General features: G+C 66.8%; 13 protein-coding genes. 1 reads left to right on the plus strand and 12 read right to left on the minus strand.

What is annotated here, in order from left to right:
* Positions 1 to 28: 28 nt before the first annotated feature.
* From KIK15_RS10765 to KIK15_RS10780, 4 genes are read right to left on the minus strand one after another with little or no spacing between them, the layout of a single operon-like run.
* Positions 29 to 862, minus strand: a complete 834-nt coding sequence (locus KIK15_RS10765) for an SDR family NAD(P)-dependent oxidoreductase (RefSeq protein WP_307851832.1) — start codon at positions 860 to 862, stop codon at positions 29 to 31.
* Positions 859 to 2,436 (minus strand): NAD(P)/FAD-dependent oxidoreductase, encoded by a 1,578-nt coding sequence (locus tag KIK15_RS10770; protein WP_214244253.1) that lies wholly within the window; start codon positions 2,434 to 2,436, stop codon positions 859 to 861. Before KIK15_RS10770 ends, KIK15_RS10765 begins: the two co-directional genes overlap by 4 nt.
* A 33-nt stretch (positions 2,437 to 2,469) precedes the next feature.
* Complete coding sequence (locus tag KIK15_RS10775) at positions 2,470 to 3,567, minus strand: PDR/VanB family oxidoreductase (protein ID WP_214244255.1); 1,098 nt, start codon at positions 3,565 to 3,567, stop codon at positions 2,470 to 2,472.
* 2 nt (positions 3,568 to 3,569) lie between these two features.
* Positions 3,570 to 4,520, minus strand: a complete 951-nt coding sequence (locus tag KIK15_RS10780; protein ID WP_214244257.1) for a metal-dependent hydrolase — start codon at positions 4,518 to 4,520, stop codon at positions 3,570 to 3,572.
* A 121-nt stretch (positions 4,521 to 4,641) separates the two neighbouring features.
* Here KIK15_RS10780 and KIK15_RS10785 point away from each other — a divergent pair, with 121 nt between their 5' ends.
* Positions 4,642 to 5,259: a TetR/AcrR family transcriptional regulator gene (locus KIK15_RS10785; RefSeq protein ID WP_214244258.1), complete on the plus strand. Its 618-nt coding sequence runs from the start codon at positions 4,642 to 4,644 to the stop codon at positions 5,257 to 5,259.
* A gap of 12 nt (positions 5,260 to 5,271) precedes the next feature.
* Here the strand turns inward: KIK15_RS10785 and KIK15_RS10790 are convergent, their stop codons facing one another.
* From KIK15_RS10790 to KIK15_RS10825, 8 genes are all read right to left on the minus strand, one after another.
* Positions 5,272 to 6,789 (minus strand): aldehyde dehydrogenase family protein, encoded by a 1,518-nt coding sequence (locus KIK15_RS10790; RefSeq protein ID WP_214244261.1) that lies wholly within the window; start codon positions 6,787 to 6,789, stop codon positions 5,272 to 5,274.
* Positions 6,786 to 8,318: a long-chain fatty acid--CoA ligase gene (locus KIK15_RS10795; protein ID WP_214244263.1), complete on the minus strand. Its 1,533-nt coding sequence runs from the start codon at positions 8,316 to 8,318 to the stop codon at positions 6,786 to 6,788. The genes KIK15_RS10790 and KIK15_RS10795 overlap by 4 nt, the downstream gene beginning before the upstream one ends.
* 35 nt (positions 8,319 to 8,353) lie before the next feature.
* Positions 8,354 to 8,986 (minus strand): helix-turn-helix domain-containing protein, encoded by a 633-nt coding sequence (locus KIK15_RS10800; protein ID WP_307851833.1) that lies wholly within the window; start codon positions 8,984 to 8,986, stop codon positions 8,354 to 8,356.
* 4 nt (positions 8,987 to 8,990) lie between these two features.
* A complete protein-coding gene (locus tag KIK15_RS10805) occupies positions 8,991 to 11,177 on the minus strand; it encodes a 3-hydroxyacyl-CoA dehydrogenase NAD-binding domain-containing protein (RefSeq protein ID WP_214244267.1) in 2,187 nt (728 codons plus the stop codon).
* A gap of 70 nt (positions 11,178 to 11,247) precedes the next feature.
* Positions 11,248 to 12,459 carry an acetyl-CoA C-acetyltransferase gene (locus KIK15_RS10810; RefSeq protein ID WP_214244269.1) on the minus strand — a complete coding sequence of 404 codons (1,212 nt, stop codon included), beginning with the start codon at positions 12,457 to 12,459 and terminating at the stop codon, positions 11,248 to 11,250.
* A gap of 55 nt (positions 12,460 to 12,514) precedes the next feature.
* Positions 12,515 to 14,275, minus strand: coding sequence for a long-chain fatty acid--CoA ligase (locus KIK15_RS10815; RefSeq protein WP_214244271.1), 1,761 nt, complete (start codon positions 14,273 to 14,275; stop codon positions 12,515 to 12,517).
* 88 nt (positions 14,276 to 14,363) lie between these two features.
* Positions 14,364 to 15,530, minus strand: coding sequence for an acyl-CoA dehydrogenase family protein (locus tag KIK15_RS10820; RefSeq protein ID WP_214244273.1), 1,167 nt, complete (start codon positions 15,528 to 15,530; stop codon positions 14,364 to 14,366).
* Between the two features lie 232 nt (positions 15,531 to 15,762).
* Positions 15,763 to 16,218, minus strand: a complete 456-nt coding sequence (locus KIK15_RS10825; protein ID WP_214244275.1) for a hypothetical protein — start codon at positions 16,216 to 16,218, stop codon at positions 15,763 to 15,765.
* Positions 16,219 to 16,252: the final 34 nt, after the last annotated feature.

The raw sequence follows: 16,252 nt of genomic DNA on the forward strand, positions 1-16,252 counted from the left end.
GGCGTACGGCTGAGCGGCATTCGTGCAGTTACGGCACTCGAGCTTCGAGATCACGAATCAGCTGATGGACGCTGCGATCCCGGATCAGCTGGGCCTCCAGGATCGGGTTGATCAGGCCGCGCAGCCAGTAGTACCCGTACCAGGACTTGCCGCCGATGGCGCGGACCGATCGCCGCTGCACAGATCGCACCACGATCGCTGCGGCGGCCTCGGCACTCAGACGCCGACTCAACGGCCACGGCAGACGCTCGCCCATGCGCCGCCCCAGCGGATCCTGGTCCAGGGTGGCGTGGGCCAGCCCGGTGTCCACGACACCGAAGTAGACCAGCCCCGCCGACGCCCCGACCGCCGACAACTCGATGCTCAACGCCCGGCCGAGTTGCTCGACGGCCGCCTTGCTGATCATGTACGCCGCCCCGCCCATCCCGGGCGTGAACGCGGCCCCCGAGCAGATCAGCGACATGTGTCCACCGGTACGCACGATCTCATCGGAGGTGGCGCGGATGACGTTGACCACGCCGTGCAGGTTGACGTCGATCACCCGGTCGAACAAGGCCCGATCGACCTGCCTGATGGTGCCCGGCGGCGGAGTGATGCCTGCGTTGGCGATGGCCACCGTCACCGCACCAAACCGTGCGATCGTGGCGGCCACCGCCGCGCTCACCGCGGCCTGATCACGGACATCACCGGTGAGAGCCAGCAGACGCTCGTGCGCACCGAGCTCGGCGGCGGCGTCGGTGAGGTCGAACACCGCGACGTTGGCACCGGCGGCCAGCAGCCGACGTACGGTGCAGGCGCCGATGCCGGCCGCACCGCCGGTGATGAAGACCGTTGCAGAGTCCAGGGAGATCCGAGAGCTCACCGCGGGACCGCGGGACCGGCTGAGACAGCCGGTGATCCCGGGCCCGGAGTGGCGGCGCGATCAGCCGCAGACACCGACGTTTCGACTGTGTAGTGGTTCATGTCGATCGTCGACATTACCTTGGTGAAGTTGCGCACAGAACCCGGCCAGTAGGTGAAGTTTCGTCCCGACGGCGACAGGTAGTAGCTGCTGCAGCCGCCGGTGTTCCACACCGAGTGTGAGAGCACCTCGTCGGTGTGGTGCACGAACTCGTGTTCGGCCGCCTCGGTCACCTCCACGGCGTCCACCCCACGCGCATCCATCTCGTCGAGCGCCGACACGATGTGCTGCACCTGGGCCTCGATGGTGACCACCTGGGAGGTGTAGACCACCGAGTTGGGGCCCAGCAGGATGAACAGGTTCGGGAAGCCCGGCACCGTGGTCCCACGGTAGGAATGCATCTCGCCGTTGGGCCACACTGCAGCCAGGCTCTTGCCACCCCGGCCGTGGATCAGACCGAACCCGGGATGTTTGGCCACCGCGAAGCCGGTACCCAGCACGATGGTGTCGAGCTCGTGCAGCGTGCCGTCCACCGTCTCGATCCCGGTGGGACGGACCGATCTGATCCCCGTCGTCTCCACCGTCACGTTGGGACGGGTGAGTGCGGGGTAGAACTTGTTGGAAAACGTTGGCCGCTTGCAGCCGAACGAGTATGTGGGCGTGAGCTTCTCGCGTAGCTGCGGATCGGACACCTGCCGACGGATGTGCATTCGGGCCACGACGGCAGCCGATTTCAACAGCCCGGGCCAGCGGACCAGTCCCGGCACCAGCGCCTCCTGAGCCAGGTTGCACAGGCTACGCAGACCACGTTGCGTCACCGGGGCTTTCGCGAAGATCCGGCGTAGCGCCGGAGCCACGGGGCGGTCGGGATGCGGCATGATCCAGGTGGGCGTGCGCTGGAACAGCGTGAGGTGGCCGGCGATGGCGGCCACGTGCGGCACGAACTGCACCGCCGAGGCCCCCGTCCCGATGACGCCGACCCGCTCGCCGGTCAGGTCGTGGTCGTGGTCCCACTTCGCCGAATGAAACACGGTTCCGGCGAAGGTGTCCAGGCCTGCGATGTCGGGGACGGCGGGCTCGCTGAACGGCCCCAACGCCGCGATCAACACCCGAGCAGTCCAGGTGCCCTGACTGGTCACCACGGTCCACCGCGCGGTGGCGTCATCCCACGAGGTGGAGTGCACGTCATGGCCGAATCGAATCTTGTGGCGAACGTCGAACTGGTCAGCACAGTCGTTGAGGTACTGCTCGATCTCGTCCTGCAACGGGTAGAGCCGCGTCCAGTTCGGGTTGGGCGCAAAGGAGAACGAATACAACGCCGACGGAATGTCGCACTGGGCGCCCGGATAGGTGTTGACGTGCCAGGTGCCCCCGAGACCGGAGTTACGTTCGAAGACAAGGAAATCCCCGCGACCCTCCTGGGTGAGTCGGATCGCGGCGCCGAGCCCGCCGAAGCCCGAACCGATGATCGCGACGTCGATGTGCGGCGTCGGGGTGGATTCGGGCACAGCAGGAGCTACAGATGTCTCAGTCATGGTCAATCCTTCTGCCGAAAGGGCAGTCTGGGCTCAGATGTCGAGTACGAGTTCAGAATCGGCGTCGGCGCGTGACACGCACAGGGCGAAAGCCGTGCCCTGTTCGTCGGGACGCAATGCGCGATCACGATGCACCGGGGCGCCAGACCGCATGCCCACGATGCAGGCACCGCAGAAGCCTTGCCGGCACGAGAAGGCTTGATCGGGCCGAGCTCGTCGCACCGCATCCAGCGCGGTCTCGGTTGCGCCGACCTGCACCACCTCGTCGGTGGTGGACAGCCGGATGGCGAACGGCTTGCCGTCGACAACCGGTGCTGGACTGAACAACTCGGTGTGAAACTTGACCCCCGGCGCCACCGCCGGAATGCGGTCACGCAGGGCCAGCGACAACCCGATCGGCCCGCACACGTACAGCGCGCTGTCTTCACGAGCGAGCCGCAGCACCGAGTCGATGTGCGGGACCCCGTCGAGGTCATCCGACGCCACGATCACCGTGTTGTCGGTGCCTGCAGCCAGCGCCTCGAGCTCGGCGAGGAATGGCATGCTGTCGCGAGTTCGCCCGTGGTAGTACAGCGTCCAGTCGGCGCGCGCCGCCGCAGCGGCCTGGATCATCCCCAGGATGGGGGTGATACCGATGCCCGCGGCCACGAAGAGGTAATGCTCCTCGGCCGCCATCGGGAACGCGTTGCGTGGCCCGCGGACGGTCAGCTCGGCACCCTCGCTCAGCGCGTGGATCTCCGGAGACACCAGGCCGTCATCGATGCGCCGCACCGCGATCCGGTAACGATCCTCCACCGGCGGTTTGCCGGCCAGGGAGTACTGGCGGCGGCGACCACTGGGCAGGGTGACGTCGATGTGCGCACCCGGGAGCCACCCCGGCATCCGCTTGCCGTCGGTGCGAGCCAACGTGAGCGACTTGACCCCGTCGGCTTCGTCGACCACAGCCTCGACCCGCACCGGGAACTCGTAGCCGGCGAACCGTTGCGGCCGCGCGGGCGAGACCTTCTGCACCACCGGGTTCTCCGAGACCGCTTTGGCGTAGACATGCGCGATCGCGTTGAGAGCGCGCAGGCTCAGGCTGGGGTTCTCGACCGGCTCGGCGACCGGTCGGACCGGCCGAGAATCGGGCACGGTCATCCCTGGGCCGCCAATGCCGCCGGGGAGGTGGCCAGGTAGCGGACCGCCTTGTCGATGTCACCCATCCCGGACGGGTGGAAGCCCGGGCGCGAGTAGATGAGGAACTGCTTGACCATGAACGAGCCACCCGGGACCAGGCCCTTGCGTGCTGCGCGCACATAGGCCAGCGGCCACCACAGACGCGACTTGCGCTCGGCGTCCTTGTTGTACATGTGGGCGACGGTGGTGAACCACAGGATGGCCAGGCCGGCGCAGGCGATCAGCGCGGTGCGCAGGCGACGGAAGTAGCCACCGTCGACGTACTGGTAGGCATCGAACGCCACGTTGCGGTGCTCGAGCTCTTCGGCGCCGTGCCAGCGGAGCAGATCCAACATGGTCGGATCGACCGGGCGCTTGTCGAATTCCTGGTTGTCCAACAGCCACTCACCGACCACGGCGGTGAAGTGCTCGGCGGCGGCGTACATGCCCAGCCGCTCGTTCAGCCAGGCCCGACCGGCCCGTCCGGTCAGCCCGTGATCGCCGAAGACCACCCCGACCGAGTAGCGGATGCGCCGCAGGATGGTCTCGGTCTCCACGCCGTTGGCGGCAAGGTACTCGCGGAAGCTCTCGTGCGAGGCGGCGTGGGTGTTCTCCTGGCCGACGAATCCGATGACCTCTTCGTGCAGCCGACGATCATCGATGAAGGGCAGCGCCCGCCCGAACACGTCCGCCATGGCCCGCTCGCCCTCGGGGAGCACCAGGTGCATGACGTTCCAGAACTGCGTCGCAAACCATTCGCCCGGGATATAGGTGAGTGGAACACCCGTCCAGTCGAAGGACACCGCACGCGCAGTGATCGCGTACGACTCGTCGGTGTACTCCGCGGTCGCGGTCACCGGGACCGTGGGGTTGGGAGTCGGTGTCGCGGTGGCGCGGACGGTCTCAGGGGCCGGGATCTGGGTCGTCATGGCTACTCCTCCGGAAGGGAAAAGGGGCACCTCGGTGTGCCTCACCAGTGGAATGTAACAGCGCAACACTCGGTGTTGCAATGTTGCACTGAAACTTTTTTGATCCGTTACCCTGGGCCGCATGACGACCCCCACAGATGTCGACGAAGACCTTCTCGACGCCGCATTGGAACTGTTTGGAGACCTGGGGATCGAACGCACCACCATCAACGACGTGGCGCGCAAGGCCGGGGTCAACCGGGTCACCGTGTACCGCCGCATCGGGTCCAAGGTGGAGCTGGTCGCCGCAGTCATGGCGCGAGAAGCCGTGCGATTGTTCGAGGCGGTCGCGGCCGCGGCCAAGGCCCAGCCCACCTTCTCCGAGCGGCTGGCTCATGGCTTCGCCACCACGGTGGAGTCGGTGCGCAGCAATCCGGTGCTGGTGGCCATGTCGCAGAGCGGCACCGACCTGGTGCTGGGTCAGCTCACCACCGCAGGCGGGGAGATCCTGGGCGCGGCGATGATGGCCACCCAGTCGATGATCGACACCGCCGTCGAAGACCAGGTGCCCGGTGTGGTGCCGGTGCTGCCCTACGCCAACGAGCTGCTGGTGCGGGTGGCCCATTCCATCCTGCTCACCCCCGAGGTGGCCGCCCCCCTGTCCACCTACGACGACCTGGTCGAATTCGCACTGTCCACGCTGCTGCCCGCCATCTGTGTCTGCCCCACCCAGTCCGACGATCTGGTGTCGCCGAACTGAGCGGACCAGTCCTCAGCCCCGATGCCGCAGGGCCAGAACGCGATCGATGATCGGCATCACCCACGGCCTGCGGTTCAGGGTCACCAAATTGAAGCCCGGAATGGCGAACCCCTGGGCCACCCGGCCACGCGGCCGCACGAACTCCGAGAAACCCTCGTCACCGTGCAGGCGGCCGAACCCGCTGGCACCCACACCCCCCATCGGCACCGAACCCATGCCGGCGAACGCGATCACCGAGTTCACCGTCACCTGACCGGCCCGCAACCGCTGGGCGATCTGGTGGCCGTTGCGCTTGGAGAACACCGACGCGCTCAACGCGTAGTCGTGGTCGTTGGCCAACCGCACTGCTTCGTCGACGTCGGCCACCGAGCGCACCGTGACGGTGGGCCCGAACGTCTCCTCGCGCACCGCCGAGCAGTCCTCGGGGGTGTCGATCAGGATGGTCGGGCCGATCACCCGGTCGTCGATGGCGTCGATCCCGCCGATCACCGCACGCCCGCCTGCGGCCAGCGCGTCGCTGATGTGGCGACGCACGATGTCGACCTGCTTGGGCATGGTCATGGGCCCGTAGGTGGCGCTCCGAGAGGTTCCCGGCGTGATCGCCGCCGCATGCCGGGTGAGGGCGTCGAGGAACGGTTGGTACACAGCGGCGTGCACGTACACCCGTTCCACTCCTACGCAGGTCTGACCGGAGTTGGTGAACGCGCCCCAGGCCACCGCCTCGGCGGCCGCTGCGACATCGGCGTCGGCGGCCACGATGACCGGATCCTTGCCACCGCATTCGAGCACCGCCGGGGTCATGGTCGTCGCGCACTGCGCGAGGATCCGTTTCCCGGTGGCCGTGGACCCGGTGAACGAGATCTTGTCGACCCCGGCATTGCACAGGGCTGCGCCGGTCTCACCGAATCCGACCACCAGCGACAAGACACCCTGCGGCAGTTCGGGATTGGCCGCGGCAAAAGCATCGACGTACCACTGTGAGACACCCGGGGTGTACTCGCTGGGTTTGAGCACCACGGTGTTGCCTGCGGCCAACGCCGCACCGACGGCCCCGTTGGGGGCGTACAGCGGGTAGTTCCACGGGCCGATCACGCCCACCACTCCCAGCGCCACGGTGTCCACCCGCGCCGAGTAGTTGGCCAACAGGATGCCCGGCTGCACCCGGCGGGTACGCAGCAACCGTGGCGCGTTCTTCTCCACCCACGCCAGATGTTCCAGTGTCAGAACCAGTTCGACCAATCCGTCGTCGGCGGGTTTGCCGTTCTCCCGGTGGATCAGATCGACGATCTCGGAGCGATGTCGCCACATCCAACCTCGCCACCGACGCAGGTGGTGCACCCGCTGGGCAACCGGCAGCGCCGCCCATGATTGCGCAGTCACCCGGGCCTGAGCCACCGTGTCGGCGACATCGGCAGGCTCGTGCACCGGCAGATCCACCACCGTCGAACCGTCAAGCGGCGACAGGGATTGCACCCGGCGCGGTTGTCGTGCCGTCGAATCCAGGTCAGCCGCCGGCGACAGCGTCGTCATGCGTCGGCCTTCTCGTGGGCGGCGCGCAGGTCGCGCTTGATGATCTTGCCCGCGCCGCTGACCGGCATGGCCTCGACGAACTCGACGCTGCGCGGCACCTTGTAGCCGGCGATCAAGCCGCGGGCGTGCTCACGCAGTTCGTCCTCGGACGCCTGCGCGCCCGGAGCCAGCACCACCACCGCGTGTACCGTCTCGCCCCACCGATCGTCGGGGATACCGATCACCGCCACCGCAGCGACCGCCGCGTGAGTGCTCAGTGCGCTCTCCACCTCGGCCGAGTACACGTTCTCACCACCGGTGATGATCATGTCCTTGATGCGGTCGACCACGAACAGGTAGCCCTGCGCGTCGAGGTAGCCGGCATCACCGGTGTGCATCCACCCGTCCTGCAGGGCCGCGGCGGTCTCCTCGGGCTTGTTCCAGTACCCGGCCATGACATGCCCACCGCGCACACAGATCTCACCGACATGACCGGTGGGGAGCTCGTTGCCGTCGATGTCACGGATGACGATCTCAGCGTGCGGTGCGGCGCGTCCGGCCGACGACAACCGTTCGCCCACATGGTCGGCCGGCCACAGCAACGACGCCACCGGGGCCAGCTCGGTCATGCCGTAGGCCTGGGTCATCTTGATGCCGGGCAGCGTGGCCAGGGTGCGCTCCAGTACGCCCTTGGAGATCACCGACCCGCCGTAGAGCATGCGCTGCAGGCTGCTCAGATCATGATCGCCGATGGCCGGATGATCGACCAGCATCTGGATCATGGTGGGCACCAACAGGGTTTCGGTCACCTTCTGCGCCTCGATGGTGGCGCAGATGGCGGCCGGGTCGAAGAACGGGATCATCACGTGCGTGCCGCCGAGCATCACCTGACCGGTCCAGGCCGCGAGGTCGGCCAGGTGGAACATCGGCGCGGCGTGCAGGAAGATCGACCCCTCGTCCAGCAGCTGTCCGGTCGCCATGGTGCCCAGGGACGAGGTGACCATGTTGGTGTGGGTGAGCATGACGCCCTTGGGAAAGCCGGTGGTGCCGCCGGTGTAGAACAGCCCGGCCAGATCGTCGCCGGAGCGCCGCGCATCGGCGACCGGTTCGTTGTCGGCGATCAACGCCTCGTACGCCACCATCCCGTCGGGCAGGTCCCCTTCACCAGCGAAGACGATGCTCGTCAGCGTGGGGCAATTCGCCCGCAACGCGGGGGCGGCCGGGGCGAACGCGTCGTCGATCAGCAACACGGTGGTGCCGGAATCGTTGAGGGCGTAGGCGATCTCGGTGGGGCTCCAGCGGATGTTGATGGGGTTGAGCACCGCCCCCGCCCACGGCACGGCCAGCAAGTACTCCGAGTAGCGATCACTGTTGAGCCCCAGCATGGCCACCCGGTCACCGGTGGCGACGCCGAGCTTCTGCAGTCCAGCCGCGAGCCGGGCCACCCGGTCGATCTGCTGGGCGAAGGTGGTCGTCCGGCCGTTGAAGATGGTGGCGGCCTTGTCCGGCGTGGCCACGGCGGCGCGATGGAGTCCCTGGGTCAAATACATTCGTTGTCCTCCGAAATTAGTTGGGGCGCTTGAGCTCACGCCGAGATGGTCGAACCTCGGTCTGATTGTGGGGCCATCCGCACTATCGCGAGCAGCGTTTCGGTGAGAAGGGCTTCGACCTGTGACCTGGTGAGGCTGTGACGTTCCATCCACTCCCGGCCGGCCGCCTTCACCAACCCACCGAAGGCACGGATGTGGGCGACCATGACGGCCCGCTCGGAGTCCGACCCCGCGAAGGCGATCGCCTCGAGCACCCGGTTGGCGGCCAGATCGTCGGCCTCGTCGAGGATGGCGTCCACCTCCACGTCGGCCCCGGTACCGCCGACCATGGTGACCCAGGTGTGACCGTGTACTTCGATGACGCCGGTCAGCCACCGCACACAGCCCGACACCCGCTCCTCGAGGGAGCCACTGGGCAGGGTGACGGTGTCCAGCGGCGGCACGATCACCATGTAGCGCAACACTTCCAGGTACAGCCCACGCTTACCGCCGAAATAATGGTGCAGCAAGCCACGCGCGACGCCGGCCGCCTCGGCCACGTCACTCATCGACACCTTGCTGTAGGGCTGACTGGCGAACAGCCGCACCGCACTCCGCAGGATCTGGGTGCGACGCTCATCAGGTTCCAGCCGCGAGAACCTGGGTGCCTCGGTATCGGTGGTCACCACGCGGTCACAGATACCGTTCGTCGGCCGCGGCGCGGGTCCGCAAAGAGTCAGGCACGGCAAAGCGCTCACCATAGCGGGCGTGTAGTTCATCGGCACGAGCCACGAATCCGGCCAAACCACCCCGGAACTGGTTGGCGTACTGCAGAACTCCACCGGTCCAGGCGGGGAAACCGATCCCGAGGATCGACCCCACGTTGGCATCAGCCACCGTGCGCAACACACCGGCGTCCAGACACCGCACCGTGTCCAGGGTCTGGGCGATCAACATGCGCTCACCCATGTCCTCCCACGGGATCCCGTGGTCGTCGCGGGTGTAGTGCTCGATCAGCCCCGGCCAGATGCCGGCCTTACGCCCGGATTCGTCGTAGGCGTAGAAGCCGGCTCCGGCCTTGCGACCGGGCCGACCGAACTCGTCGATCATCCGATCCACCAACGGATAGCCGACTGAGGGCACCCACTTGTCGCCGAAGGCCTGGGCCATCCCCTCGCGGATGTGGCGGGACAGCGTCAGGGAGATCTCGTCCATCAGGGCCAGGGCGCCCGACGGGTAACCCGCCTGCAGCGCAGCCTGTTCCACCGATGCCGGGTGCACACCCTCGGCCACCAGCGCGATGGCTTCGTCCATGAACTGACCGATCACGCGGGTGGTGAAGAAGCCGTGGCTGTCGTTGACGACGATGGGCGTCTTCTTGATCGCGCGCACGAAGTCGAACGCACGGGCCAGGGCCACGTCGTCGGTCTGCTCACCCACCACGATCTCGACCAGCGGCATCTTGTCCACGGGCGAGAAGAAGTGGGTGCCGATGAACGCGGCCGGACGCGGCACGCCCTCGGCCAGGGTGGTGATGGGCAGGGTGGAGGTGTTGGAGCACAACAGCGCATCGTCGGCGAGGTACTTCTCCACCTCGGTGAACGCATTCTGTTTCACCGCAACATCTTCGAAGATCGCCTCGACCACCAGATCACACCCCTGCGCGTCGGCGATGTCACCGGTGGGGGTGATGAGGTCGAGCAGTGCCTGGCGCTGATCGGCAGTGCGACGACCCTTGGCCACCGCCTTGTCCAGCAGCGCCGCCGAGTAGCCCTTGCCCTTCTCGGCAGCCTCAGCCGAAACATCGCGCAGGACAACCGGAATCCCGGCGGAAGCGATCACATATGCGATGGCCGAACCCATCATGCCCGCGCCCAGCACCAGCGCCTTGGTGGGCGTGAAGCGCGGGACGTCGGCCGGGCGGGAAGCACCCTTGGTGATGGCGCCCATGTCGAAGAACATCGCCTTGATCAGGTTGCCCGACACCGGCCCACACGCGAGTGCGGTGCAGTAGCGGGTCTCCACCTTGGTGGCGTTGTCGAAATCGAGTGCGGCGCCTTCCACCGCAGTCGCCAGCACCGAGATCGGCGCAGGCATCGGGGCACCCTTGGTCTGGCTGCGCACGGTGGCTCCGAACGCAGGCAGCTGCGCCATCAGTGCCGGGCTGGACGGAGTGCCGCCGGGAATCCGAAATCCCTTGCGATCCCACGGCTGCACAGCATCCGGGTTGGCCATGACCCAGGCTTTGGCGGTGGCGAGCAGTTCCTCGGGGCTGTCGACGAGAGCGTCGATGATGCCCACCTCGAGTGCCTTGGCCGGGTGGTGGCGCTGGCCCTGGCCGATCACCGACATCAGTGCGGGCATCAACCCCAGCATCCGGACCGTGCGGGTCACCCCACCGGCACCGGGCAGCAATCCCAACGTCACCTCGGGCAGACCGAAGCGGGCATCGTTGCGCGACAGGGCGATCCGGTGATGACACGCCAGCGCGATCTCCAGTCCGCCACCGAGCGCCGTGCCGTTGAGCGCGGCCACCACCGGGCGACCCAGGGTCTCCAAGCGCCGGAACTGCAACTTGGTGTAGTCGAGGTCGCGGGCGATGTTCTCCTCGTCACCCGGCCCGGCGTTCATCAGGCGTTCGAGGTCGCCGCCGGAGAAGAACGAATCCTTGGCCGAGGTGACCACCACCCCGACGTAGGCATCCTTGTTGGCCTCCAACCAGTCCAGCGTCTGACCCAGCGAGACACCGAAGGGCTCGTTCATCGTGTTGGCCGACTGACTCGGGTCGTCCATGGTCAGGGTCAGGACGCGGTCGTCGTCGATGACGCCGGAGATGGTGGGTGTGGTCAGCGCCGGTGCTGACGTCACGGTGTCGCTCATGTGCAGAGTCCTCGGATGGGGTGGGTCGAAGGGATCGGGTCGTGTGGTCGGCCGCGAACAGCCGTGCGGCTCAGAGTCGTTCGATGACGGTGGCGACACCCATCCCGGCCCCGATGCACAGGGTGATCAGGGCGTAGCGCTCACCTCGTCGCTCCAACTCGTCCAGGGCGATACCGGTGAGGATGGCTCCGGTGGCGCCGAGCGGGTGACCCATGGCGATGGCGCCGCCGTTGACGTTGACCCGGTCGTCGCCGATGCCGAGCTTCTTCTGGTAGTTCAACACCACCGAGGCGAACGCCTCGTTCACCTCGAAGATCGCGATGTCGTCGACGGTGAGACCTGCAGCGCGCAGCACCTTCTCCGATGCGGGCACCGGTCCGGTGAGCATCAGGGTCGGGTCGGATCCCGACACCGCCGTGGCCACCACGCGACCACGCGGGGTGAGACCGCCGGCGGCTCCCGCCTGCTCCGACCCGACGAGCACCAACGCCGATCCGTCGACGATGCCCGAGGAGTTCCCGGCGTGATGGATGTGCTCGATGCGTTCGATGAAGTGGAACTTCTGCAGCGCCACCGCATCGAATCCGGCGAGCTTGCCCATGTCGGCGAACGACGGTGACAGCGCACCCAGGTCGGCGGTGGTGGTCTGCGGACGCATCAGCTCGTCGTGGTCGAGGAGGGTGAATCCGTTGATGTCCCGCACGGGCAGAACGGATTTGGCAAAAAACCCACCCGACCAGGCGGCGGCCGCCCGCTGCTGGCTGCGCACCGCGTAGGCGTCGACGTCATCACGGGTGAAACCCTCGACGGTGGCGATCAGGTCGGCACTGATGCCCTGGGGGATGAAGTAGGTGTCGTAGTTGGTCTTCGGGTCCGCCGGCCAGGCACCCCCGTCGGCTCCGAGTGGCACCCGGGACATCGACTCCACACCGCCGGCGACGATCAACTGGTCGAACCCCGACCGCACCCGCTGCGCGGCGGTGTTCACTGCCTCCAACCCGGAGCCGCAGAAGCGGTTGAGCTGCACTCCGGCAACCGAATCCGGCAGACCGGCCACCATTGCCGCGGTGCGGGCGATGTCGCAGCCCTGATCACCCACCGGCGAGACCACACCCAGCACGATGTCGTCGATCAGCGCCGGATCGAGCTGCGATTGGCGAGCCAGCAGGTCGCGCACCAGGTTCCCGACCAAATCGATCGGTTTGACCGTGTGTAGAGCACCGCTGGACTTGCCGCGGCCACGGGGGGTACGTACGGCGTCGTAGATGAAGGCTTCGGTCATGACGGAACTCTCCTGCTGGTCGAACGGGGGCGCCGGCCGTGTGGGCCGAATACGCTCAGGCGTAGAGGCTTTCGATGGTGTCGGCGTAGGCCGTCTCCACCGGCTTGCGCCGCACCTTCAGGGTGGGGGTCAGCTCGTTGCCGCCAGGCAACCACGCCTCGGGCACGATGACGTGCTTTTTGACCTGCTCCACCCGCGAGAGCCGGGAGTTGCCCGCAGCCACGCCGGCGGCCACTGCGGCCACGACGGCCGGATCGGCGGCAAGATCAGCCGGGTCGGTCACGGTGCGGCCGGCGGCGGCGGCCACCGCTGCGGCGGCCTCGGCATCGAGGGAGATGAGGGCGACGTTGTAGGGCTTGGCATCGCCCACCAAGACCACGGCCTGCGCCAACGGCAGATCGGTCTTGAGGGTGTTCTCGATGGCCGAGGGCGACATGTTCTTGCCGCTGGCGTTGATGATCATGTCCTTCTTGCGATCGACGATGCGGACGTAGCCGTCGGCCTCGATCACCCCGATGTCACCGGTGGTGAACCAGCCGTCGGCATCGAGCACCTCGGCGGTCTTCTCCGGGTCCTTGCGGTAACCGCGCATCACCATGGGTCCCCGCACCAGGATCTCGCCGTCGGCGGCCAGCTTCAGTTCCACACCGGGGACCGGCTTTCCGACCGTGCCGATCCGGATGGCACCGGGCGGGTTGAGGGTGGTGCCGGCGCAGGTCTCCGACAGACCCCACACCTCCCCGATCGTGATACCAAGGGCAGCAAAGAATTCCAGGGTGTCAGCGGCGATCGGGGCCGCTCCGGAGAATCCGAAACGGAGTTCGTCGAGGCCCAGGGTCGCCCGCACCTTGGACAGCACCACCTTGTCCAACAGCTTGAACTGCGCCTCGTCCAACGCCGAGAGCTTGCCGCCGTTGCGAACTCGCTTGACGCCCAGCGCAATTGCCCGCTCGGCCAGCTTCTTCTTGACCGGGCTGGTCTCGGCGGCCAGCTTGGCCTCCACGGCGAACTTGATCTTCTCCCAGATGCGGGGCACGCCCAGCCAGAGGTTGGGACGCACCTGCGGCAGCACGGTGGCGATCTGCTTGGGGTCGGCCAGGTAGGTGACCTCCACGCCGATGAGCATCGGCATGTAGTGCGACAGCAGGCGGTCGGCGACGTGAGCGGAAGGAAGGTAGGAGATGGTGCGCTCGCCGGCCAGCGTGGTTGCCACCGCGTTGAACGAGCGGATGGCTGCGAGAACGTTGGCGTGGGTCAGCTCCACACCCTTGGGGGTTCCGGTGGTGCCGGAGGTGTAAATGAGGGTGAGCAGATCGTCGGCGGTGACGGCGGCACCGGCCGCGGCCACATCGAAATCGGCTGGGGCAACCGTGGCCAGGTCCTCGAAGGCGATGGTGGCACCATCGGCCGGACCGTCGAGCACCACGAGATGTTTGAGGCTCACCCCACTGGCCACCACGGTGGGCACGAACTGTGCTTCGACCACCGCGACCGAGGCATCGGAGTGCTGCAACAGGTACGCGACCTGTTCGGGCGAGCTGGTGTTGTAGATCGAGAACGGCAACGCACCCAGGTGCATCGCCGCGGTGTCGATGAGGCTGAACTCCGGGCGGTTGGTCAACATCAGCGCCACCGTGTCACCACGGCCGACGCCCAGCCCGGCCAACCCGGCCGCGATCTTGTCGACCTGATCGGCGTACTGGCGCCAGGTGAAAGTGCGCGTTCCATCGGATGAACGCAGGGCCACGGCACCGGGCCTGCCTGCGACGGTGGCGCGGAACGCCTCGACGAGTGTGGTGGCGGTCTGGGTGGTCATCGTTGTCTATCCCCCGAGTCTCGTATGGGTTTCGTTGCGGTCAGGTCGGTGACGATCAGGCAAGGCAGGTGGCAGCAGGCGCTGAGGTCTACAGCGACCGCGAGATGAGGTCCTTCATGACCTCGTTGGAGCCGGCGTAGATGCGGGCGATACGACTGTCGGTGAACATCCGCGCGATGGGGTACTCCTCCATGTAGCCGTAGCCACCGAAGAGCTGCAGGCAGCGGTCAACCACCTCGAACTGCCGGTCGGTGGTCCAGTACTTGATCATGGCCGCGGTGGGCACATCGAGTTCGCCGCGCAGGTGCTTGGCCAGCGCGTCATCGACGAAGGCGGAGACCACCTTTCCCAGGGTGGCGCACTCGGCCAGCTCGAACTTGGTGTTCTGCAGATCGAAGAGCGTGCGACCGAATGCCTTGCGCTCCTTGGTGTACTGGACGGTCGCGGTCACTGCGGCGTCGATCTGGGCGGCCGCTGCGACACCACAGATCAGTCGCTCCTGCGGGAGCTGCTGCATCAGCTGGATGAAGCCCTGGCCCTCGGCACCGAGGATGTTGGCGGCAGGCACACGCAGACCGTCGAACATCAATTCCGCAGTGTCCTGCCCCTTTTGGCCGATCTTGTGCAGCACACGGCCACGGTGGAACCCGGGGGTGTCGTCGGACACCTCGGCCACCAACAGCGAAATGCCGCGCGCACCTGCGGTGGGATCGGTCTTGGCAGCGATGATCAACAGGTCGCAGTTGGCCCCGTTGGAGATGAACGTCTTGGCCCCGGTGATCACGTACTCGTCACCCTCACGCACCGCGCGGGTGGAGATGTTCTGCAGATCCGAGCCGGTGCCGGGCTCGGTCATGGCGATGGCGCCGATGTACTCGCCGCTGCACAGCTTGGGCAGCCACTCACGCTTCTTCTCGTCGGAGGCGTAGTCGAGGATGTAGTGGGGCACGATGCCGCAGTGCACGCCGAGCTGCAGTGACGAGTCGCCCGCACGGACCTGCTCGGTGAACAGCACCGCCTCGTGCCGGAAGTCCCCGCCCCCACCCCCGAACTCCTCGGGGATGGACATGCCCAGCAGGCCCAGTTCACCAGCGCGGCGGTAGACCTCGCGGGCCGGTCGGCCGGCGGCGGCGAACTCTTCACGTCGCGGCGCCACCTCCTTCTCGAAGAACGAGCGGGCCAGGGCCGCCACCTCGGCGAGCTCGGCGTCGGCGGAGTCTGTGGGGACGGCGGGACGTTCGGCGATTGCAGTCATGGCAGCTACCTCGTAGTCGGCGGTGACTGCGCCTTGTTGGCGCAATGCCAACAAGGGTGCAATCTTCGGCCGGACCGTGTCAAGCGTCACCAAACAACCGCAGGACAGACCTGGTCATTGCCAATGCGAAACAGCCGCCGCGTGTACGTGCGGGGTGCAATCGGTCGCACAGCCTGGCCGGTGTGTCACGGTCTGCGACCGCGCGAGCCCGCGTTCCGCGGAACCCACGGCGCTACACCGGCGGAAGCTGAACCTCGACCTCGACGGTCTCGCCGACCTCGATCGGCTGGTCGGGCAACGACAAGATGGACGCAACCACCCGTGGGTCGAACTCGGCTGAATCCGCGCGCCACTCCTGCATCTGAGCCACTGCCGACATGAACGAGTTCGCGTTGACTGCATAAAATCGATATTGGATGTGTCTTGTGTTCTTCCGCGCAGGATCTCCAGGTCGTTTGATGGTCACGTACGCAGGAACGTTCATCTCCTGCTTGAATGTCATCTCCAGCTCACTCAGCGCATATCGATCACTGCCGCGGGCGAAACGGATATCGGAGCCAGTCAGCACGATTGGTGAATGCTTGCGCATCGTCGCCCACACGCCGAGGATTCCGATGACGACCAAGAACAGCCCCAGCCCGGCAACGATCACTGAGCCGCCTGAGGTCCAGCTCAGCACGAAGGTCACACCAATGAGAGTGCTGGCGACGCTGGCATAAACT

Source organism: Williamsia sp. CHRR-6 (assembly GCF_018474015.1).
Taxonomy (GTDB): domain Bacteria; phylum Actinomycetota; class Actinomycetes; order Mycobacteriales; family Mycobacteriaceae; genus Williamsia_A.